The sequence below is a fragment of the Anaeromicropila herbilytica genome (assembly GCF_016591975.1).
Lineage (GTDB): Bacteria > Bacillota > Clostridia > Lachnospirales > Lachnospiraceae > Anaeromicropila > Anaeromicropila herbilytica.
This window is the reverse complement of the sequence record NZ_AP024169.1, coordinates 1,280,249-1,302,545: the sequence shown is the minus strand read 5'-3', so window position 1 is coordinate 1,302,545 and position 22,297 is coordinate 1,280,249. Positions and strand designations below refer to the sequence as shown.

The window sequence follows — 22,297 nt, the reverse complement described above, 5'->3', positions numbered from 1 at the left end:
TACGACTCCCTTCTCTTAATCCTGCTCTAAAAACATGATATGTATTTCTACCATTACTAATATTATTCACAAGATGCATGTTTTAGAAGTAAATATTCTATTATTTTTTAATATTTTCACATTTATTCTAAATTCATTCAGAATCTATATAAATGTGTTCTGCTAATTCGTATTCATTATCTATTGAAGTGCTTTTGTAATGTAAAATTTTTACATTTTAAAAGTATAAGAATAGACTTCTTATTTTCTTTCAGTCCATCTGGTATAATATAGGATACTCCGACAAAATACGAAATGATCAATAAATAAAGAATCCTGTTCTAACCGTTATTAGAACATTGGATTGGACAAATTTTCATTTGTAATTATACCTCGTATTATACTTAAAATCAATCCTTTTTTTACAATTACTGTAAAACCAGTATATAATTCCTATATTTTATAAATATACCCATGTAAATACTTCAATATTATTTAAATTATGTTTATGAATCTCTTTTGTTCCCTTTTCTCAATTTCAAAGTTTTATCAACTTATTTATAAATTTTGACTTTAAATATTCCTAATAAACTACATTATAATTCATAATCTCCTAGCAAAATAGCCAAATTTGGACACTGGATATTAAAATGACTTGTAAATTGCAAATTATATGTTAGAATATAAACTTGTAGTGTTATGCATTGGTATATTTATTATAAATAAGAAGTAATAAACGTATAAACGTCAATACTAATGCTAAAATATAAGTTAGGAAACTTGTTTTACGTTTATATATAGGTTGATATAACACATAAAATGAAACATTCCTATCTGTTCCATGTCGTATCTGATTGGATAACCTAAGAAAGAAGGATATAAATATATGAAGATTAAAAGAGATGACGTAAGAAACATCGCTATTATTGCCCACGTAGACCATGGTAAAACAACTCTAGTAGATGAATTACTTAAGCAAAGTGGTGTTTTTCGTTCAAATCAAGCAGTACAAGAAAGAGTCATGGACTCTAATGATATAGAAAGAGAACGTGGTATTACCATTCTTTCTAAAAATACAGCTATAAATTATGACGGAATTAAAATTAATATTATAGATACTCCTGGCCATGCTGATTTCGGTGGTGAAGTAGAGCGTGTATTAAAAATGGTTAACGGTGTTGTTCTTGTAGTTGATGCGTATGAAGGCGCTATGCCTCAAACCAAATTTGTATTAAGAAAAGCACTAGAACTTGATTTACCTGTAATCGTATGTATTAATAAGATTGATAGACCAGAAGCTAGACCAACAGAAGTTATTGATGAAATCTTAGAATTATTTATGGACTTAGATGCTTCAGACGAACAATTAGATTGTCCTTTTGTCTTTGCATCAGCAAAATCAGGAGTATCTTGTTTAGACCTAAATGAGACACCTGTTGATATGAAACCATTATTTGAAACAATTATTAACTACATTCCTGCTCCAGAAGGCGATCCAGAGGCTGATACACAAGTACTAATCTCTACTATCGACTTTAATGAATATGTTGGTCGTATCGGTGTTGGTAAAGTTGATAACGGAAACATTAAAGTAAATCAAGATGTTGTCCTAGTAAATGCTCATGATGAAAATAAAAATTCAAAAGTTAAAATAACTAAACTTTATGAATTTGAAGGACTTAAAAAAGTTGAAGTAAATGAAGCTAGTGTTGGTGCCATTGTAGCAATTGCAGGTATTGCTGAGATTCATATCGGTGATACAATTTGTTCTCCAACAAATCCTGTTGCAATTCCTTTCCAAAAGATTTCAGAGCCTACTATTGCTATGCATTTCCTTGTAAATGATTCACCACTAGCTGGTCAAGAAGGTAAATTTGTTACATCTAGACATTTAAGAGATCGTCTATTCCGTGAATTAAATACTGATGTAAGTTTAAGAGTTGAAGAAACTGATACTACTGAAAGTTACAAAGTATCTGGTAGAGGTGAATTACATCTATCTGTTCTTATTGAAAATATGAGAAGAGAAGGATATGAATTCGCAGTAAGTAAAGCAGAAGTATTATATCATACTGATGAACATGGTAAAAAATTAGAACCAATGGAACGCGCATTTATCGATGTTCCTGAAGAATTCTCTGGAAGTGTTATTGAAAAATTAAGCACTAGAAAAGGTGAACTTCAAAATATGTCTACTGCTTCTGGCGGATATACTCGTCTTGAATTCTTAATCCCTGCTAGAGGATTAATTGGATACCGTGGAGAATTTATGACAGATACCAAAGGTAATGGTATCATCAATACTTCATTTGAAGGATATGGTCCTTACAAAGGCGATATTCAATATAGAAAACAAGGTTCTTTAATTGCATTTGAATCAGGAGAAACAATTACTTACGGTTTATTCAATGCGCAAGAACGTGGTACATTATTTATTGGAGCTGGTGAAAAAGTATACTCTGGTATGATTGTTGGTGCAAATGCCAAAGCTGAAGACCTTGAAGTTAACGTATGTAAGAGAAAACAGCTTACAAATACTCGTTCATCAGGTGCTGATGATTCCTTAAGATTAACTACTCCTAGAACATTAAGTCTTGAGCAAGCTCTTGAATATATTGATACGGATGAATTACTTGAAGTAACACCTAATAACTTAAGAATTAGAAAGAAAATCCTTGATCCAACATTAAGAATGAGAGCAAGACGTAATAACTCAAAATAATTAGTATTATATAGCTTACTAAACTGTCCACATACAAAAGAGATCGACATCAAGAAATGGCAGTCCCTTTTCTTATTCCAAAGGTAAGGAGTAATATTATGACTTGTGATTGTAAAAAATTATCTGTAGACTCAAAAGAGCTTATTGAAAAGTACTCTAATATGAGAACAAATTATACATCAGAACGCCAATTTTTAAATCAATTTATATGGGCTAATTATTATAATACTTGCTACTATGAAAAAGACGACTATCTTTTTTATAAAATGACTATCTTAGGAGAAACATCTACCATGATGCCTTTATGTAAGGATGATAGAGTAATTTCTAGTTTTTTTGAAATTAAGGACTTTTTTAATAAAGAACTTAATCTTCCTTTTAAAATGCATAATGTTGATGATTACTACTTAGATATTTTAAAATCATCCGAACGATTTAACAAAGAATTTGATATTATAGAGGATCGTGATAGTTTTGATTACTTATATGATGCCGAAAAGCTAAAAACTTTGAGTGGAAGGGCCTATCATAAAAAGAAAAATCATTTAAATTCTTTCCTTAAACAATACGAAGGTAGATACGAATATCGTACCCTTTGTTGCTCGGATATTCACGATATCGTTGATTTCCATGAGCATTGGCTTCATACTAGAACAATATCAGATAAATATCAATCCATATCAAGTGAAGAAGAAGGATTGCATAATATTTTTCAGAATTGTTGCAAGCTATGTTGTAATATGGGTGGCGTCTATATCGATGGAAAGCTACAAGCATATTCTATTGGAAGTTATGCAAGCGATATCGAATGTGCATTCATTCACATAGAAAAAGCAAATGTTGAGATTCCTGGTCTATATAACTATATTAATCAGCAATTTTTATCACATGAATTTCCAGATGCTAAAATTGTTAACCGTGAAGATGATTTAGGTCAGGAAGGTTTGCGTAAAGCCAAAATGTCTTATAATCCGATTCGGATGATTAACAAGTATCATTTAATTGAGAAACAATAAGATATCATAATTTTTAATATACAATAAGAAGAGGGATGTTTGAAATATCCATGTAATGAATATTTCAAACATCCCTCTTCTTATCTTTTGAATTAGACCTCTATTATTAACTCAATAAAGTATTGTATTAAATATGCAATATATTTATTTATTTTTCAAGTTTTAATTTTCGTTAATTATATGGAGATAGCTTCTCTTTTTCGAAATTCATGAAACTTTTCATCTGAGTATCTAAATATCTCATTTAAACTTGATATATTATAATTCATAATAATATCTTTAAAAAATATTTTTATTGTTTCTTTTGCTATTATTTTGTGATTTTCTTTATCTCTAGATATTCGAAGCAAAGATCTTTCATAAGATGTCATAGAATTTAGTAATTTCATCCCATACCAACTAAAACCATTCAACACACTATTTATTAACACTTTATCATTATCACTTAGTAAATCTTCTTCAATTTCTAAGTAATTGATACCCCTTAGTTTTAAACTTTCATATAAATTCAGATATGGTATGTTATTTGCTGTCACATAATATTCATCTTCAAATAATGGCTCATTGTTAAAGGCTAGTGAGAATCCTTGCATATAATATAACAATGTTTGAATTTCACCCATCGTAACTTCTTCCTTCATTTGATTGATGATATATTGAGTAATGATATGTATTTTAGAATTCATTAGCTTTTCTATTACAGCTTTCTTACTTTTTTTGAATGCCACATTTGTTAGATTTTCTTGATTTTTTAATAAGATGTCATAATAGTAGTACGGATTGTCATAGATAGCTCTTAATTTATCTGAATATTCAATAGTAGGAATATCTCCCTCGATATACCTTATAATCGTCGTTTCTCCCCATCCTAATAATTTTGCTAGTGGTTTCTTACCTATTTTAAAGTCTGATAAAATACTTTTTATCTCTTCAATCGAAATAATTGGCCTCCTAGCATCCAAATGTTCGTTGTCTTTCATAAAACTTTCCCTTCCAAATAATATTGCATATGTTTATCATATATAAAATAATTGGTCTGGTCAATACATTTTTAGACTTTTTATTACTTATTTGGTATTTTTTACCACCATATTTTGATTATTAGTATCTATTCTTCTCTTTTTATTTCTTTTAATCTTAATATTCTTGTATTCTAATTTATATTATAATTGAACTTTGTTATTATGAAAAAGATTTAGCTTTTGATTAATTTCAAAAGTTAAATCTTTTTTAATATCATTTATCTTTTTATCGATATTATTTGATTTTTCTAAACTTATTTATATCCTCAACGATTATACGAATCTCATTGATAATTCCATCAAAAAATCCTTCTTTATATAAGTTAATAATGACCATTCCAATAGGGATACCAAAGATCATTCCTAATACACCTTTTAATTTATAACCAATAAACATAAATAATAAGGTTGTTAGGGGACTAATTCCAATACTATCTCCTACTAATTTTGGTTGCAACACTTGACGTACAACTTGACATATTAAATATATGACAACTAAGAATATTGCCCTCATATACATTCCATTTAAGAAATCTACTAAGGCCCATGGAAGAATTACCGCACCCGCTCCAAATACAGGTAAGAAATCTATAAATGCGATTCCTAATGCGATTAATAACGCATAGTCTATATTCAATAATAAAAAACCGAAGAACATAATTACCATTAGTATAATCATAATCTTAAATTGGGCTTTAAAATATCCCCCAACTGCTTTCTTTAATACCTTAACAATACTGTTGTATCTTTCCATTGCTGATTCTGGCACTATTTTTTTTATAAATGTTATAATATCATCCCGATCTGCAATAAAGAAATAAGAAGAAATTATAGTAATCATAGCCATCAATAAAGTCTCAGCTACATTTTTCGCTAGCAATCCAGCATCATTGATTGATGGCACATTAATTTTCTTAATGAAATTCATCGCATAGACATTGATATTCTCTGAAAAGGAATCAATCACATGTTTCGCATTACTTGGAAGAACTTTATACACTCCATGTAAGCTCTCAGAGGCCTTCCTTAATTGTATTTCAGTCGAATCATATAAACTAGGTATATCAGATAATAGTCCTATAATTTGACCAACTAGAAAATTACCAATAAAATAAATAATTGCAATTACTGCACTTAACACTAATATGATAATAATTGCTGAACTGTGTTTCCTAAGTATCTTAACTCTTTTCTCTAGAAAACGAACCAATGGATTCGCTATCCATGCAATAATCCATCCTATTACAAAAGGCATAAAGAAACCGAGTATTTTGGGTACAACATAAATAAGTAATATTATAGCAACTAAAGCGATTAAAATATTAATTACTAATTTCAAATAAATCTTTGGTTCTCTCATATACAACTCCCATCTGTAATTTGGTATACCAAACTGTACACACTATAAATTAATTTCAAAAATTCAACTTATAATGTCATTTTGGCTTAACCATAATCCAAATAATCTATAGTTTATTATAAGTATGATTCCTTCTTATGTAAATAAACTTATGAATCATTTATGAATATTTAGAATATCTTAATATTTATTTTAGAGATATTAAGGTATATTTCATTACTTTACATATGGTTTACATAAAAGAGTACTAAAAAATACAACAGATGCGATGATAACAATTGTTGGTCCTGTAGCTGTATTATTGTAATAGGATAATATCAGTCCTGTAATTCCTGAGAACATTGATATAAGAATTGAAAATGCATGATATTCCCTCATATTTGTTGCGAGATTACGACTGCTTGCTGCTGGTAATATCAATAATGCATTAATAATTAAGATACCAACCCATTTAATCGATAACATAACAATAAATGCGATTATAATTACAAATATATTGTCTATCAAATTAACATGAATATTCTTACTTTTTGCTAATGTTTCATTTAAACTTATTGCATGTAATTGATTAAATGCAAATCCCCAAAAGATTAAAGTTACTACAAAAATCAATACTAAGAAAAGTATTTCTTTTGGTTTTATACTTAGGATATCTCCCACTAATAGACTCGAATATTTTGAGAAATTACCACCCTTTGATAAGACAACAAGTCCAAGCGCTGTACTCAAAGACGCGAAGACTGAAATAATTGTGTCTGTAGATACGGTATTTTTTCTCTTAATATAATTTAATAATAATGCAAATATAACTGCAAATATTACCATTGATAAATTGGTATCTGATATTCCAAATACTACACCAATTGCTATACCAGTTAAAGCTGAATGCCCTAGTGCATCTGAGAAAAATGCTAATCGATTATTCACTATCATAGTTCCCAATATTCCAAAGAGTGGGGTAATAATTAATATTGCTATAAATGCATTTTTCATAAAACTATACCCCATAAAATGAAAAGGTAATATAGTTTCTAATAGTTTATATATCAGTTCCATTTCTATTCCTCCATATATACTAGTTTTCCAAAGGTTTTATAGAAAGTATTACTTTGAAAAACTTCATCTGCTGTTCCCTCTTTTATAATAGTTTTATCTAAAAGGACAACATAATCAGAGTACTGTTTTACATAATTAAGATCATGTGATACTAAAATGATTGCTAAGTCATACTCACGCTTTAAACGATCGATAATTTGATAAAATAGTTCCATACCATTCTGATCAATACCTGACACTGGTTCATCAAGTATTAAAAGATTAGGTTCATTCATTGTTGCAATGGATAAGAGAACTCTTTGTAGTTCACCACCAGATAAGTCACATACTGCCTTATCAATGAGCTCGTCTGCTTCAAATATCTTTAATTGTTCTTTAATCTTTAAATATGTCTTTTTACTTTTCATAAAGAATACAGGTACTTTCGAAATATAACTTGCAACTAAATCATAGACGCTAGTTGGTGTATTCTTTGCAATATTTAAATGTTGTGGCACATATCCTATCTTTAGATCACGATATACATTATTCTTAATATCTTTAAATTCTATTGTTCCTTCATGAGGTATCTCACCCAGGATTGCCTTTAATAAAGTTGACTTGCCAGCACCATTCTTTCCAATAATTGAAGTTAATCTACCGCAATGTATGTGAAGATTAACATCATTTAGAATGTTCTCCTTGCCTAGAGTTACACCAATGTGATTAATTTTGATACAGTGTAAACCGCAAGCATTACTTTCAAGCTCCTTATGTCTGGTTTGACATTCCATCGAGTTTTTTTCTATCTGATTCATATATATACCTATGCCTTTCTAGTTATCAGTATAATAGGATTTTGAGTCATAAGCCTTCAAAATTTAAATGTGTATATTGATGAATAATCATTAATTTAGGCGTAGTTCGGCCGAAAGTATCGTTTATATTTTGTCAAGACTCAAAGGGAAAATAGGAACATAAGTGAGTATTTTCCCTTGTTCTGAGGCTTGTAAAAAATATGATGCTTGAGGGAAAGATAGCCTAAATTCATAATTATACAGCAATATACACTGAGTAAACTAAAATAGAGCTTATGACACTCAATTAATAACAGACTGATTTACTCAGTTCTTATTCATATAATGCTTTCTTTAATACCTCTATATTTTTCTTCATTCCATTAATATACGAATCCTTATCAGGCTTACCACTAACTAAAGAATCAATCGTATATACTTTAGCATTTGTTTCATTTGCTATACTTTTTGCAATGGCATCCCCGTATTGCTTTTCTGTCAATAAGACTTTAATGTTATTCCGCTTTATTTCATCTATTACTTTTGCAATATCTCCTGCACTTAATGAAGTGTCCGCTTCTATCTCAACTGAATATGCTACTTCAATCCCTAACTCCTCTGCAAGATAAGAAAATGCATCATGAAATATAATCACCTTATCATTCACTGGCTTATAAAGTGTTTCTTTCAATTCTTGATTTAGCTGATTGATCTTTGATGTATAAACCTTAGCATTTTTCTCATAAAGACTTTTATTTTTTCTATCTAATTTAATTAATCCATTTTTTACATTTTCAATCTGCTGTTGATATTTATCCATATTAAGCCACACATGTGCATTGTAATCTTCTGATTCCTTTACATCATCTTTTTTAACTGATTCCTCATCTGCTTCTTTGGCTTCTTTGATTAATTGAATTCCATCGCTAGCATTAATGATACGTAAATTAGGATATGTTTTGGCAATATCTTCGATAAAACTCTCCATTCCACCGCCATTCATGATAAGTATATCGGCATTTTCAAGTTTTTTCATATCATTGGTTGTCATCTGATAATCATGCAAGCACCCAGTTGCATTTTCAGTCATATTGATTAAATTCACATGATCAATTCCCGTTACTAGATTATTTGCAATCGTATAAATTGGATAGAATGTTGTTACTATATTAAGTTCATTTGTTTCCTCTTTCTTGTCCTTGTTTAAGAAAATTGTAAGTGCAGCACTAACCCATACAATGTTGAACATGATAAGCAGTAGTATAACTAATTTATTCTTCATAAAATTCTCCTAACTGTCGCCTTTGGCGACATATAAATCAGAGGTGTGAAGCGTTTTATTTCACACTATATCCTTCCGATTAACATTTATGCAAATGCAAATGATTTGCATTTCTATATTATAGTATTCTCTAAATATTTTGTCAAGGATACACTTATACTGTGAATTCTATGATTTAAGCCTTTTTTTGTATAATATTCTACATTTTAATTCCACACTATTGTGATATAATTCAATGCAAAATACAATTTTAATTAAACATAGGAGGATAGTATGAACAATAAACAACTACAATATATGGCACCTGTTATTCAACAAGAGATTGATTCAAATAGTATCGCAGGGGCCAGCTTATTAGTTATTCATAACAATGAAGAAGTATACCGTGAAACATTTGGATTTGCTGACAAAGAAAATAAAAAGCCAATTGCAAAAGACACCATTTTCCGATTATATTCTATGACCAAACCTGTTACCTCCGTAGCATCTATGATATTATACGAACGTGGGCTTCTTGATCTGAATGCACCTGTTAGTAAATATCTTGATGGCTTTAAAAACCAAAAGGTATATACGGAACAAGGTCTTGTTGATGTAACTCGTGAAGTCACTATTCAAGACTTATTAAATATGACCTCAGGAGTTGTATATCCTGACGGTAGCTATTATGTTGGAACACTTATGCAAGAACTCTATGACGAGGTCGATCGAAAAGAAAATAGTGGAGAGAGAGTTGATACTCTTACCTTCTGTAACCAGATTGGCCAAAAACCATTAGAGTTTCAACCTGGAGAATGCTGGAGATATGGTGCCTCCGCTGATATTATGGGTGCTGTTATTGAAGTTATTACTGGTAAGAAGTTCAGTCAATATTTACAAGATGAAATATTCACACCTTTAGGTATGGTGGACACAGGTTTCTACGTACCAGAAGAAAAGTTAAATCGATTCTCTCTAATCTATGAATATAAAGATGATGTGAAGAATATAGTACCATTTGACTGGAACTTTCTTGGTTTGAGAGATTATTCAACACCACCAGCTTTTGAATCAGGCGGTGCAGGTTTAGTTTCAACCATTGATGATTATAGTAAATTCACTTCCATGTTAGTAAATCATGGAATATATAATGGAGTTCGTATTCTAGGCAAAAAGACAATTGAATACATATCTACCAACCAATTAACCGATATCCAAGCTAAAGGATATAATTGGCCTCAATTACAAGGTTATGGCTATGCAAATCTTATGCGTACTATGATTAACAAAGAGTTAGCAAAAAGTAATGGAAGTATTGGAGAATATGGGTGGGATGGATGGGCAGGTAATTACTTTTTCATCGATCCAAAAGAAAATCTTATCATGATATATATGATCCAAAAATGTGGTGGTACAAATCCTGAAGTTACTAACAAACTTCGTTCGATAATTTATTCTTCACTTGAATAAATTATAAGAATGGCTCTATTCTATTTATTACAGTAATATAGTAACTAGTTATAACTAAAAATACGTTGCAGTTCAACCTTACGATTGAACTGCAACGTATTTGCTATATATAGTACTCTACCTCTGTAGTCTCATTCACTTTTTCACTTTCTTTTACCAACAGCTCTAAAGTTACCTCAGTAGCTACTACCTCGATATTATCCCATAAATCACTCCAGAATTCTCTTGTTGCGCACTTGGTACACACAATACCACAATCAGTCTCTTTATATAAGCATTCAATTGGCTTTAGATTATTTTCAACTGCTTCTAATATTTGAAGCACTGTAATCTGATCTGTACCTCTAGCAAGCTGATAACCACCTCCTGCTCCTCTAGTGCTTAATATCAATCCAGCCTTTCTTAATGCTCCAATGATTTGCTCTAAATATTTTTCAGATAGATTTCTTCTCTCTGCTATATTCTTTATACTTTCAACACTATCCTTTGAATGAATAGCTAAATCTACCATTGCTTCTATCGCGTAAATGCCTTTTGTTGATACTTTCATCTTTATACCCATCTAATAACACATCTTATTAGATATGTTATTGCCACAATAAATGAGGTTGAAAAAATACTTTTGTGGCATTCCTTTCTAGATTTCATTTTCTTTCAACCCTACTCCATATGCCCAGAGGCTGTTTAATACCCATACCCTAATCTTAATAAGAAAATTATATAATTCTTTTATGAAAAAATCTACCTTTTTCTATTGGCACTATTACATTTTTACAAACTGGACCTTTTGTCCATACCAGTTTTTTTGTATAGTAACAATAGATAAAATAATAAATAATTATATTATATAGGGAGGTCCTTTATGAAATTAAATAAAACGCAACTAATGGTTATCACTTCATTAATGGCTGCATTGACCTGCATTGCTACGATGGTTTTTCATGTTCCATCACCATTAAAAGGCTATATCCATTTAGGTGATGGTTTTGTTTTACTATCTGGTATTATTCTTGGCCCATTATATGGGGGAGCTGCTGCTGGAATTGGTTCTATGTTAGCTGATTTATTGTTAGGATATGCTGAATATGCGCCTGCTACATTTATTATCAAAGCACTAGCTGCTATTTTAGCTGCATTAATTTATCATATCTTACTTACCAAGATTAAGAACAAAAGAATATACTTTGTTCCAATTATCTTTGCAGGAATTATTGCTAATATTATTGTCACTCTTGGATATTTCCTATTTGAATCAACCGTATTAGGTTACGGAATTGCTTCAGCATCCAATATTCCAGCCAATATTCTTCAAGGCGTATTTGCCATTATAACATGCGTAATCTTATTACCAGTTCTATCAGCATCACCAATTATTAGACAATATATGGTTCATAAAGCTTAATAAGGAAGAATAGCTTTATACTAAAAAGCACGACATCGAGATATACTCTCTATGTCGTGCTCTTTTAGTATAAATATCATTTATCAAATCAAATTACATTAGTCGTTTTCACATAACAACTCAAATATTTGACTTTTGCATCATGTCACATAAAACCTTTTATTTCTTATAATTTAACCCGCTTAGTAGCTACAATCTAGTAATTAAGCTCTTTTTAATAAGAATTCTTCAATACTTCGAATAAAACATTCCATTTCAGCATCTGTACCAACCGTAACTCTAAGATAATTCGATATCCTTGGTAAATTGAAGTGTCGAACAAATATTTTATTTTCTCTAAGTTCAGCAAAGATATCTTCTGCTTTATATTGACTATGTGATATAAATAAGAAATTAGTTTTGGAATCCAGCACATCGAAACCTAGCTTTTCCAAACTATTTTTTGTATTTTCTCTTGTAAAAATTATTTTATTTATATTTTCTCTAAAATAATCTTCATCCTTTATTGCCTCTACACCCAAATAAAGCGATGGCTGATTCATAGTATAAGAATTAATGGAATACTTCACATCATTCATTGCTTTTATTAAACGTTCATTTCCCATAGCAAAACCAATTCTCATTCCAGCCATAGATCTTGACTTAGAAAATGTTTGCACAACCAATAAATTCTCATATCGATCAATGAGTGAATTCGCTGATATTCCTCCAAAATCAATATACGCTTCGTCAACAATAACTATAACATCTTGATTATGTTCTAATATATCTTCAATAAATTCTAAATCCACGCTAATAGAAGTGGGTGCATTAGGATTCGCGAATATGATACCACCATTCTCCTTATAATAATCTTCTTTATTAATCTGAAAATTCTCATCCACCGCTGGTCTTTCATATGGAATTCTATATAGATCCGCCCATACACTGTAAAATGAATATGTGATATCAGGAAATAAGATTGGCTTCTTACTATTTAAAAAAGTTAGGAAAGCAACTGATAATACATCATCTGAACCAACACCAACAAAAACTTGCTCTTTCTTTCTTCCATAGTAATTTGCTAATTCTTCAACTAAAAGATTGGATGTAGGATCTGGATATAATCTTAGTATATCGATACTTAACTCTTCCTTGGCTTTTTGAACACGAGGTGAAGGTGGATAAGGATTCTCGTTGGTATTTAATTTAATCATTTCAGGAAAATTAGGTTGTTCTCCTGGTACATAAGGCTCTACAATTCGTATATTCTTTTCCCAATCTTTCATATTCATTTCCTTTCATAACAGTATCCCTAAAGATTATATTCTTCTGCTAACTTTTTGAAACCTGGCAATGCTTTTTCTATTTTTTCATAATCAACGCAATATGCGATTCTACAATATCCAGGACATGCAAAAGAAGATCCAGGTACTATTAAAATATTATGTTTTTTGGCTGCATTGGCAAATGCTACATCATCCTCTTCAAACGCTTTTATAAATAAATAGAATGCTCCTTCTGGCTTAGCACAGGTATAACCATATTCAACCAAGCTATTGTATAATAACTCTCTATTTCGATTATATGAAGAAATATCTACCTTCGCATCAATACATTTTGCTACAACTCTTTGCAAAAGTGAAGGTGCATTAACGAACCCTAGAATACGATTCGCCACATTTGCTGCTGCTATCATATCTTCAAAGTCATCAACTTCATCTGGAATTACTAAATATCCAATACGTTCTCCTGGTAAAGATAAGGATTTACTAAAGGAATATCCGACTACTGTATTTTTATAATATTTCGTTAAATAAGGAACATGAACACCATCATAAGCAAGTTCACGATAAGGTTCATCGGATATAATAAAAATGGATGAATTGTATTCCTTTTCTTTCTGCTCTAAAATACTTGAAATCTTCTGTATGGTCTCTTCTGAATAAACAACACCTGTAGGATTATTTGGCGAGTTAATAATTACAGCCTTTGTCTTATTCGTAATTTTCTGTTCAAATTCATCTAGATTAGGCTGAAAGGTCTTCGTATTTGGTGATACAACAACTAATTTTGCATCATAATTAGCAGCATAATTACGATATTCTCCAAAGTAAGGTGCAAATACAATTACTTCATCCTCTGGATTACAGATTGTTTTTAAAATTACATTTAAGCCACCTGCTGCTCCAACTGTCATAATGATATTTTTCTCAGAAAATTTAGTATCGAATCTCTGATTAAGAGACCTTGCAATCTCGCCTCTTACATCCTCATACCCAGAATTGTTCATATATCCATGTACTAAATTTGCTTTTTCAGTTTGTATAATTGTTGTAATTGCCTCTTTAATCTCCTCTGGTGGCTCTACACTTGGATTACCTAAACTAAAATCAAATACATTATCTTCTCCATACTTACTTGCTAATATTTTACCTTCTTCAAACATTGCTCGAATTACCGAGCTATTCTTAACTAAATCAATCATTTTATTAGAAATCATAATCTATTACCTCTTTCTTATCTATTCGAATGTAATATCACAATCATATTAGTAAAGTATATCAAGTTAAAAGTTATGTTTCAAGAGCGTGAATCAAAATCTGCAATCTATAAGAAAATAGCTTATAATATTCTATTATCTTACTATTTCAATTTTGCATTGTCAAGATAAAACTTTTATGTTCTAATTAGTTAATGTATTAAAGTAAAAATGTTCTTTTTCATGATAATAGAATATCCACATCATAAACATTCTATTATCATAATTCATACCTACTTAACGAACTAAAAAAGTTTGGATTTTAAACCATCCAAACTTTTTTATAAAACCTAATTTACATATTAATATTAACAATAATAATTGTTAAGTTCCCCACCACATCTATCACAAAAATCTAATCCTTGAAGTGTAACACCTCCACAGTCAGGACAGATAATCTTCTCAGGTAGAATTTCTCTCTCAACAATCTCATAGACCATTTCGTCTACTTTAATATTCTCACCTTCTAATTCCTTCGGTATTTCTTCTTTCTTCCGATTATCCATACTTAAGTCTGTTTTTTCTAATTCTGTATGAGTTTTCTTTGCTTTCCTAAGCATGATTCATTCCTCTTTTATATAAATATTATAGTATATAATCATCTCTGCGGTAATTATTCATCATTTTCTTAAATATTTCACCAATAGAAGGTGGCGTATATGTGATTGCATTGGCACCTGCCTCAATTGTTCGTAATATACTTTCTTCTGTAGGTCCGCCCGTTGCAATGATTGGTACTTCCTTGTATTCACGTCGTATTTTCTTTACTATATGTTCTGTATTAGCCCCACCTGATACGTTTAATATACTTGCTCCATTTTCTAACCGCTTCCCAATATCTGTTTTCTCTGATACTACAGTGATTACGATTGGAATATCAATTTTTTGATATAGATATGCTATCGTTTCATTTGGAGTAGGTGCATTCACAACAACTCCCATCGCGCCTTGAAACTCAGCATCTTCTGCAAGATTAGTTACCCTTTTCCCTGTTGTTGTTCCTCCTCCAACACCACAGAATACAGGTACATCCGAACAATTAATGATAGAATGAGTAATAATAGGTTGAGGTGTAAATGGGTAAACAGCAATAACCGCATTTGCATTGCAATTACGTATAATTGCTACATCGGTTGTAAATATTAATGATTTAATCTGCTTACCAAATATACGAATACCACTTGCTTGCTCAATTACTCTCGGAACCCTTATCATATGCCTTCTTAGATTTCCCTCAATTTCTGGTATATACTTATTCTCCATTTTAACCTCCTTTATATTGATCTGTTTGACTTTTGTAAAACACAATAACTAAATAATTGACGTTTCACAATTATCTAATTGATCTTAATTCTTCTTATCTAATTAGAAACTTTTTCTAATTAGATTATTTCATAAATAACAAATAAAATCAATCAATAAAACTTTTGTCATTACGACATTTATCGACTCAATTTCTTAATTTCACGCTAACTCTATATTGTTTAAATTGGTGTAATAACAACTCTTTCATTGAACTATTTTTTCAATTAAGCCTAACTATTATATCATAAAAGGATAAAAAAAGCATTAATGTTTCTATATATATTTACAACTCAAAGAAGGCATACTATTCTTAATATGAATAATATGCCTACTGACCAATATATTTTATACTTCTTACAAACTTAAGCCCGCATAGAAACCACTGCGAACAGCAGTTGCAACTTTACCAACCTTTTCACTATCTCCAACGATTCTAGTTTTATTATAGTATTTTTCTCTAATTTTATCCGCTAAATCAGAATCCTTCTTCATTCCAAATGCTGTTATTACTGTATCTGCAGCAATGTTTTCTTTTGTACCATCTGCTTTTTCAATAACAACACCCTGTTCATTGATTTCAGATACTTTAGAGCTTGTAAATACGTTAATACCAGCTTCTTTTATTTTTACAAGGATAGAAGTTAAATTAATATACATAACGTCCTTTGCAATGCCTTCTGCCATTTCAACGATGGTTACTTTTTTTCCTTCTTCTAATGCTAATTCTAATGCACTATCACATCCAGATAAACCACCACCACAGATTACAACATGATCTCCCTTGATTCTTTCTTTGTGCTTATGTGCATCAATTACATTTAGAACATTACTTCCGTCAATTCCTTTAATATTTACTTCGATAGGTTTTGCACCAGTAGCCACAATAATGTTATCTGCCTCTTCTAAAGCTGGATTATTCATATCTACAGCAGTATTTAATCTTACATCTACACCGAGCTTTTCTAATTGAACTTGATACCATTTTACTAATTTCTTTAATTGATCTTTGAATTTTGGAGTTGCAGCTGCTGATAATTGTCCACCAACTACACCTTCTTTTTCGAATAAAATTACTTTATGTCCTTCTAAAGCTGCAACTCTAGCAGCTTCTAGACCAGCAGGTCCTCCACCAACTACAACTACATTCTTCTTCGACTTTGCTTCTTCAATCTTAAATCTTGCTTCTTCACATACTTGGACATTGACAGCGCAGCTAATCTTTGATAAGCGTGTAATAATTCGTCCAACACACTCTTCGTTGCAACGAATACATGGTCTTACATCCTCTGCATGTTCATTCATTAATTTATTTGCAGTCTCTGGGTCAGCGATCAATTGTCGTCCAAACATGACAAAATCAGCATTTCCTGATTCGATTAATCGTACCGCTGTTTCTGGTGTGTGGTTTCCTGAATTCATTATTGGGATATTCACATGTTTTCTAGCTTCTTCACATACATATTCCATACAAGCATCACCAAGATAAGCAGTTGGGAATATGTAATCAATTCTTTCATAACAACCTGCATCTATATCTAATGCATCTACTCCAGCCGCTTCTAAGATTTTAATTATTTCCATACTTTCTTCTAATGTACGACCACCTTCAAATAAATGATCTAATGCAATTCTAAAAATGACAGGAATATCTTTACCTACTGCACTTTTAATGGACTCAACAATTTCACAAGCAAATCTCATTCTATTCTCTAGGGAACCACCATATTCATCGGTTCTTGTATTCCAAATAGATGACATGAATTGATCTACTAAATATCCAGCATGTGCATGCACTTCAATTGAATCATATCCAGCATCTTTTGCAATCTTAGCACTATTTTTAAATTGTTTCATTATGTCTTTAATCTGTTCTTTGCTTAACGGTCTACATTTCATGTTTGGATTATAAGTTGATGGCGTATCTGACGAAGAGAAAGGTGCTTCTCCATACATATTAGGAAATGCATTTCTTCCAGTTCCACAACTGATTTGACAACAAATTTTAGCTCCCCATCTATGACAAGCCTCTACTACTGTTGTTAATTGTGGAATTACATAAGTATTTTGTAATACCCCTTCTAAAGAACCCTGTGCCAAATCTGGATTAAGGAATTGACATCCCATAATAATCATTCCAGTACCACCTTTGGCTCTTTCTTCAAAATAAGCAATCTCATCCTCTGCAATCGTTCCATCGATACGTGCAGAATTGGTTCCCATAGGAGACATAACAATACGATTCTTAACTTCCATTGTTCCTATTTTAAATGGAGTAAATAAGCTTTTGTAATTCATTGAATATCCTCTCTTTCTTTTGATATTCTAATTTTAAGTTTTTTTCTGCTATCCGACAATGTCACTTTGTTAAAATCATAACATTGTTTTTGTGCATATGCACAAACTATGATATAATAGAACTACAAATCAGAAAGGTAAATGGTGATATGGCACAAGATGATATCTATAAACAACTTTTTAATGTATTATGTACGAATAACATTGATCTTGTTTTTCAAGAAGTCTACAACATATTGAAACATCCCATTAGCCTAGTAGATGTAGACTATAATGTAATTGGCTTATTCCCAAACAAGAAAATGAATGATCCATTATGGGATAGTATGTTCGAACATAAAATTGTAACTTATGATATGGTTTATGCATTGAATCAAGGAAACTATCAGAAGAAACTTGATGAAAATGATGATATTTTCTTTATTGACTATGGAATTGGTGAAGTAATTCCTAGAATTGCAGTTACTTGTAAAAATAATAACCGTATTCAAGGTTATATCTGTATTCTATATCCAAGTAAAGATTATCATAGCGCTGATTATGAATTAATTAGAATTTTATCAAATGCTCTAGCATTATGTTTACGAAATACTAAGGAACATTCTTTTACTTCGATTAAAAGTACTGAGACTTTTATTAAGAACTTATTTGAAGAAAAAATAACAACAACCGAAAGTTTAAAGCTATGGATTCAACATAACCGAATTGACCTACCTAGTCCCTTTCTCATTCTTTCTTCCAAAGTAGAATCTGGTTCGAATAATGTTGTATACCTAAAACAGTTACGAAATATCATAAACAACCGTAATGACAACCACTATGCTACCTTGCTTGACGAAGATCTCTATATTCTATGTACCAATATTAAAAATGACAACACGAAAGATTATATAAACTCTATTACAGATCTGATACACCTATTTCATCGTCTTGGATTTTCCATTGGTGTAAGTACTATATTTTATGATTTATTAGAATTACGAACCTATAAATATCAGGCGTCACGCGTGTTAGAACTAAATACAAGCTCAAATAGCGAAACCTATATCTATGAAGATTACATCTTGACGGATATTTTTTCTTATGCTAAAAACGGTCTAAAAGTATATAACTATGAGAATTCCATATTAAAAGAACTAATCAAATACGATGCCTTAAATAAAACAGAGTATTACCAGACATTACGAATCTATATCCAAAATTTCTGTGATAGCAATGACACGATAAACATGCTAAATATCCATCGTAATACATTACTCTATCGATTGCAGAAGATTGAAGAGATAACTTCGATTAATCTGAAAGACAAAAAATTATGCACTAAATTATTATGTGATATCTATATGAGTGAATAAAAATGGGCTTTCGCACTAAGCTAGTGCGAAGGCCCATTTTGGTTTTATTATATATTTATTTCACATCTTGAAACATTCCTGAAAAATCAAATGTTGCAAAGTAATCTGCTGGAGTCTCAGCTCTGCGGATTAACTTAGTACTACCATCTTCTTGTAATAAGATCTCAGCAGAACGTAATTTTCCATTATAATTGTAACCCATAGCAAAGCCGTGAGCTCCTGTGTCATGAATCACTACATAATCACCGATATCAATCTTAGGAAGCATACGGTCAATTGCGAATTTATCATTATTTTCACAAAGACCACCCGTTACGTCATACATTTGATCACATGACTCGTTTTCTTTTCCTAAAACTGTAATGTGATGATAAGAACCATACATTGCAGGTCTCATTAAGTTAGCAGCACATGCATCAAGTCCGATATATTCTTTATAGATATGTTTTTCATGAATTGCTTGTGATATTAAGCAACCATATGGTGCTAACATATATCTTCCTAGCTCAGTAAAGATTGCAACATCATCCATTCCCTCTGGTACTAGAACTTCTTCATAAGCTTTTCTTACACCTTCACCAATAGCATAAATATCGTTTGGTTCTTGATCTGGGGTATATGGAATCCCAACACCACCGGATAAATTAATAAATGCGATATGAACTCCAGTTTCTCTCTTTAGTTCAACTGCTGTTTGAAATAAGATCTTAGCTAATAGTGGATAATATGCTTCTGTAACTGTATTACTCGCTAAGAATGCATGAATACCGAAGTGTTTTGCCCCTTTTTCCTTTAACTTTAAGAATCCCTCTTTCATCTGAGCAAGTGTCAAGCCATACTTCGCATCCTGTGGGGTATCCATAATCTGATTATGAATCTGGAAATCACCACCTGGATTATATCGACAACATATTGTTTCAGGGATTTTAGCTATTTTTTCAAAATAATCAATATGAGTAATATCGTCAAAGTTAATAATCGCACCTAATTTAGCAGCTAATTCAAAGTCTTCTCGTGGTGTAACATTAGAGGAAAACATGATATCGCTACCTTTGAACCCAACTGCCTCTGACATTTGAAGTTCTGTATAAGAAGAACAATCTGAACCGATTCCTTCTTCTTTTAGAATTTGTAAAATGAATGGATTTGGAGTCGCTTTTACTGCAAAATATTCCTTAAATCCTTTATTCCAAGAAAAAGCATCCTTTAATCTTCTTGCATTTTCTCTGATTCCTTTTTCATCATATAGGTGAAATGGTGTAGGATATTCTTTTACCATTTCTTTTACCTGCTCTAGACTTACAAATGGTTTCTTTTCCATCTAATGTCCTCCTTAACTAGAATAATTTTGCAAAACGTTCCATAGCTTCGATTGTATTTTCCTTATTACCAAAGGAAGTTAAACGGAAATAGTTCGTTCCATTAGTACCGAAGCCTGCACCAGGTGTTCCAACTACTTGTGCATTCGTTAATAAATAATCAAAGAAAGTCCATGAGTCCATATTATTAGGGCATTCAAACCAGATATATGGTGAGTTAACGCCTCCAAAATATTTCATATTTTTCTTATCTAATGTATCTGCAATAATCTTTGCATTTTCTTTATAATATCCTATCATTTTTTGTGCTTGTTCCATTCCTTCTTTAGAGAATGCAGCTTCTGCACCACGTTGAACAATATAAGGAACTCCATTAAATTTTGTTGTTTGCCTACGATTCCACATCTTATTTACATACATAACTTCCCCATTGGAAGCAGTCACTTTAAGATCTTTTGGAACTACCGTATAACCACATCTTGTACCAGTAAATCCTGCTGTCTTAGATAAAGAACAGAATTCAATTGCACATTGTTTTGCTCCTTCAATTGCAAAAATACTTCTTGGTAGTGACTCATCTGAGATAAAGGCTTCATAAGCTGAGTCAAATAGAATAATAGCATCATTCTTAAGCGCATAATCAACCCATATTTTTAATTGCTCTTTATTATAAACAGCACCCGTTGGATTATTAGGGGAACAAATATATATAATATCAGCATGAACAGATTCATCTGGAAGTGGTAAGAATCCGTTTTCTGCATTTGCATCTAAGTATACAATCTTTCTACCATTCATCGTATTTGTATCAACATATACTGGATAAACTGGATCTGGAATTAATACTACATTATCTACAGAAAATAAATCTGTAATGTTACCAGTATCACTCTTTGCTCCATCGCTAACGAAGATCTCATCAAGTTCTACACTAACACCATTTCTAGTATAATAATCTTTAATTGCGTTACGTAGGAAATCATATCCTTGTTCAGGACCATATCCACGGAATGAGCTAGCATTTCCCATTTCATCCACCGCTTTGTGCATACTATCTACAACTTCACTTTCAAGAGGAAGAGTAACATCACCAATTCCCAGACGAATTACTTTTTTATCTGGATTTTCCTGTGTATATTTTGCAACACGATGTGCAATCTCCGAAAATAAATAACTTTCCTTTAAATTTTGGTAATTTTCATTTAATTTTGCCAATGACTTCATCTCCTTATCATAGTTGACGTTTTATTCTTTTAATTCAATACCACGTGAAAGTATCATAATAAAAAATATATTGTAAAACACGAAAAAAAGAATATATCTTTTATAAAACTCCATTGTTCTACAATATTATATATTTGGATGTATAAATTTATTATGCTCCAATAAAGTTCTATATGCTATACTTTTATTTCTAAAGTATATTATGTCACAGTAT

The 22,297-nt window shown here is 31.1% G+C and carries 18 protein-coding genes; 5 read left to right on the top strand and 13 right to left on the bottom strand.

Going from position 1 to position 22,297, the window contains the following annotated elements:
* Positions 1–865: 865 nt before the first annotated feature.
* Both typA and bsdtb5_RS05695 read left to right on the top strand, forming a co-directional pair.
* On the top strand, positions 866–2,701 hold the full coding sequence (typA, locus tag bsdtb5_RS05700) for a translational GTPase TypA (protein ID WP_271715069.1): 1,836 nt from the start codon (positions 866–868) through the stop codon (positions 2,699–2,701).
* Between the two features lie 98 nt (positions 2,702–2,799).
* A complete protein-coding gene (locus tag bsdtb5_RS05695) occupies positions 2,800–3,717 on the top strand; it encodes a DUF2156 domain-containing protein (protein ID WP_271715068.1) in 918 nt (305 codons plus the stop codon).
* 176 nt (positions 3,718–3,893) lie between these two features.
* On the opposite strand, the gene bsdtb5_RS05690 is transcribed toward bsdtb5_RS05695, so the two are convergent.
* The 5 genes from bsdtb5_RS05690 to bsdtb5_RS05670 form a co-directional block, all read right to left on the bottom strand.
* Positions 3,894–4,697 (bottom strand): Panacea domain-containing protein, encoded by an 804-nt coding sequence (locus bsdtb5_RS05690; RefSeq protein WP_271715067.1) that lies wholly within the window; start codon positions 4,695–4,697, stop codon positions 3,894–3,896.
* A 277-nt stretch (positions 4,698–4,974) separates the two neighbouring features.
* Entirely contained in the window at positions 4,975–6,099 is a 1,125-nt protein-coding gene (ytvI, locus tag bsdtb5_RS05685) for a sporulation integral membrane protein YtvI (protein WP_271715066.1), read from the bottom strand.
* A 216-nt stretch (positions 6,100–6,315) separates the two neighbouring features.
* Entirely contained in the window at positions 6,316–7,155 is an 840-nt protein-coding gene (locus tag bsdtb5_RS05680; protein WP_271715065.1) for a metal ABC transporter permease, read from the bottom strand.
* 2 nt (positions 7,156–7,157) lie between these two features.
* On the bottom strand, positions 7,158–7,952 hold the full coding sequence (locus bsdtb5_RS05675) for a metal ABC transporter ATP-binding protein (protein ID WP_330611951.1): 795 nt from the start codon (positions 7,950–7,952) through the stop codon (positions 7,158–7,160).
* 313 nt (positions 7,953–8,265) lie between these two features.
* The gene (locus bsdtb5_RS05670) at positions 8,266–9,213 is read right to left on the bottom strand and encodes a metal ABC transporter substrate-binding protein (protein WP_271715064.1); all 948 of its coding nucleotides are present in this window, start codon (positions 9,211–9,213) and stop codon (positions 8,266–8,268) included.
* Positions 9,214–9,486: 273 nt separating this feature from the next.
* On the opposite strand from bsdtb5_RS05670, the gene bsdtb5_RS05665 reads away from it, so the two are divergent.
* Positions 9,487–10,662, top strand: coding sequence for a serine hydrolase domain-containing protein (locus tag bsdtb5_RS05665; RefSeq protein WP_271715063.1), 1,176 nt, complete (start codon positions 9,487–9,489; stop codon positions 10,660–10,662).
* Positions 10,663–10,765: 103 nt separating this feature from the next.
* Here bsdtb5_RS05665 and bsdtb5_RS05660 read toward each other — a convergent pair whose 3' ends face one another.
* On the bottom strand, positions 10,766–11,212 hold the full coding sequence (locus tag bsdtb5_RS05660; protein WP_271715062.1) for an RrF2 family transcriptional regulator: 447 nt from the start codon (positions 11,210–11,212) through the stop codon (positions 10,766–10,768).
* Positions 11,213–11,524: 312 nt separating this feature from the next.
* Here bsdtb5_RS05660 and bsdtb5_RS05655 point away from each other — a divergent pair, with 312 nt between their 5' ends.
* Positions 11,525–12,064, top strand: coding sequence for an ECF transporter S component (locus tag bsdtb5_RS05655; protein ID WP_271715061.1), 540 nt, complete (start codon positions 11,525–11,527; stop codon positions 12,062–12,064).
* Positions 12,065–12,267: 203 nt separating this feature from the next.
* Here the strand turns inward: bsdtb5_RS05655 and hisC are convergent, their stop codons facing one another.
* From hisC to bsdtb5_RS05630, 5 genes are all read right to left on the bottom strand, one after another.
* A complete protein-coding gene (gene hisC / locus bsdtb5_RS05650; RefSeq protein ID WP_271715060.1) occupies positions 12,268–13,332 on the bottom strand; it encodes a histidinol-phosphate transaminase in 1,065 nt (354 codons plus the stop codon).
* Positions 13,333–13,358: 26 nt separating this feature from the next.
* Positions 13,359–14,546: a pyridoxal phosphate-dependent aminotransferase gene (locus bsdtb5_RS05645; RefSeq protein WP_271715059.1), complete on the bottom strand. Its 1,188-nt coding sequence runs from the start codon at positions 14,544–14,546 to the stop codon at positions 13,359–13,361.
* Positions 14,547–14,893: 347 nt separating this feature from the next.
* The gene (locus bsdtb5_RS05640) at positions 14,894–15,145 is read right to left on the bottom strand and encodes a hypothetical protein (protein ID WP_271715058.1); all 252 of its coding nucleotides are present in this window, start codon (positions 15,143–15,145) and stop codon (positions 14,894–14,896) included.
* Between the two features lie 25 nt (positions 15,146–15,170).
* Positions 15,171–15,848 carry a hydrolase gene (locus bsdtb5_RS05635; protein ID WP_271715057.1) on the bottom strand — a complete coding sequence of 226 codons (678 nt, stop codon included), beginning with the start codon at positions 15,846–15,848 and terminating at the stop codon, positions 15,171–15,173.
* A 396-nt stretch (positions 15,849–16,244) separates the two neighbouring features.
* Positions 16,245–18,185 carry an NAD(P)/FAD-dependent oxidoreductase gene (locus tag bsdtb5_RS05630; protein ID WP_271715056.1) on the bottom strand — a complete coding sequence of 647 codons (1,941 nt, stop codon included), beginning with the start codon at positions 18,183–18,185 and terminating at the stop codon, positions 16,245–16,247.
* A gap of 149 nt (positions 18,186–18,334) precedes the next feature.
* Here bsdtb5_RS05630 and bsdtb5_RS05625 point away from each other — a divergent pair, with 149 nt between their 5' ends.
* On the top strand, positions 18,335–19,540 hold the full coding sequence (locus tag bsdtb5_RS05625) for a PucR family transcriptional regulator (protein ID WP_271715055.1): 1,206 nt from the start codon (positions 18,335–18,337) through the stop codon (positions 19,538–19,540).
* A gap of 55 nt (positions 19,541–19,595) precedes the next feature.
* On the opposite strand, the gene bsdtb5_RS05620 is transcribed toward bsdtb5_RS05625, so the two are convergent.
* Together bsdtb5_RS05620 and bsdtb5_RS05615 are read right to left on the bottom strand one after the other, a co-directional pair.
* On the bottom strand, positions 19,596–20,861 hold the full coding sequence (locus bsdtb5_RS05620; protein WP_271715054.1) for a diaminopimelate decarboxylase: 1,266 nt from the start codon (positions 20,859–20,861) through the stop codon (positions 19,596–19,598).
* A gap of 16 nt (positions 20,862–20,877) precedes the next feature.
* The gene (locus bsdtb5_RS05615) at positions 20,878–22,083 is read right to left on the bottom strand and encodes an LL-diaminopimelate aminotransferase (RefSeq protein WP_334297403.1); all 1,206 of its coding nucleotides are present in this window, start codon (positions 22,081–22,083) and stop codon (positions 20,878–20,880) included.
* Between the last annotated feature and the right edge of the window lie 214 nt (positions 22,084–22,297).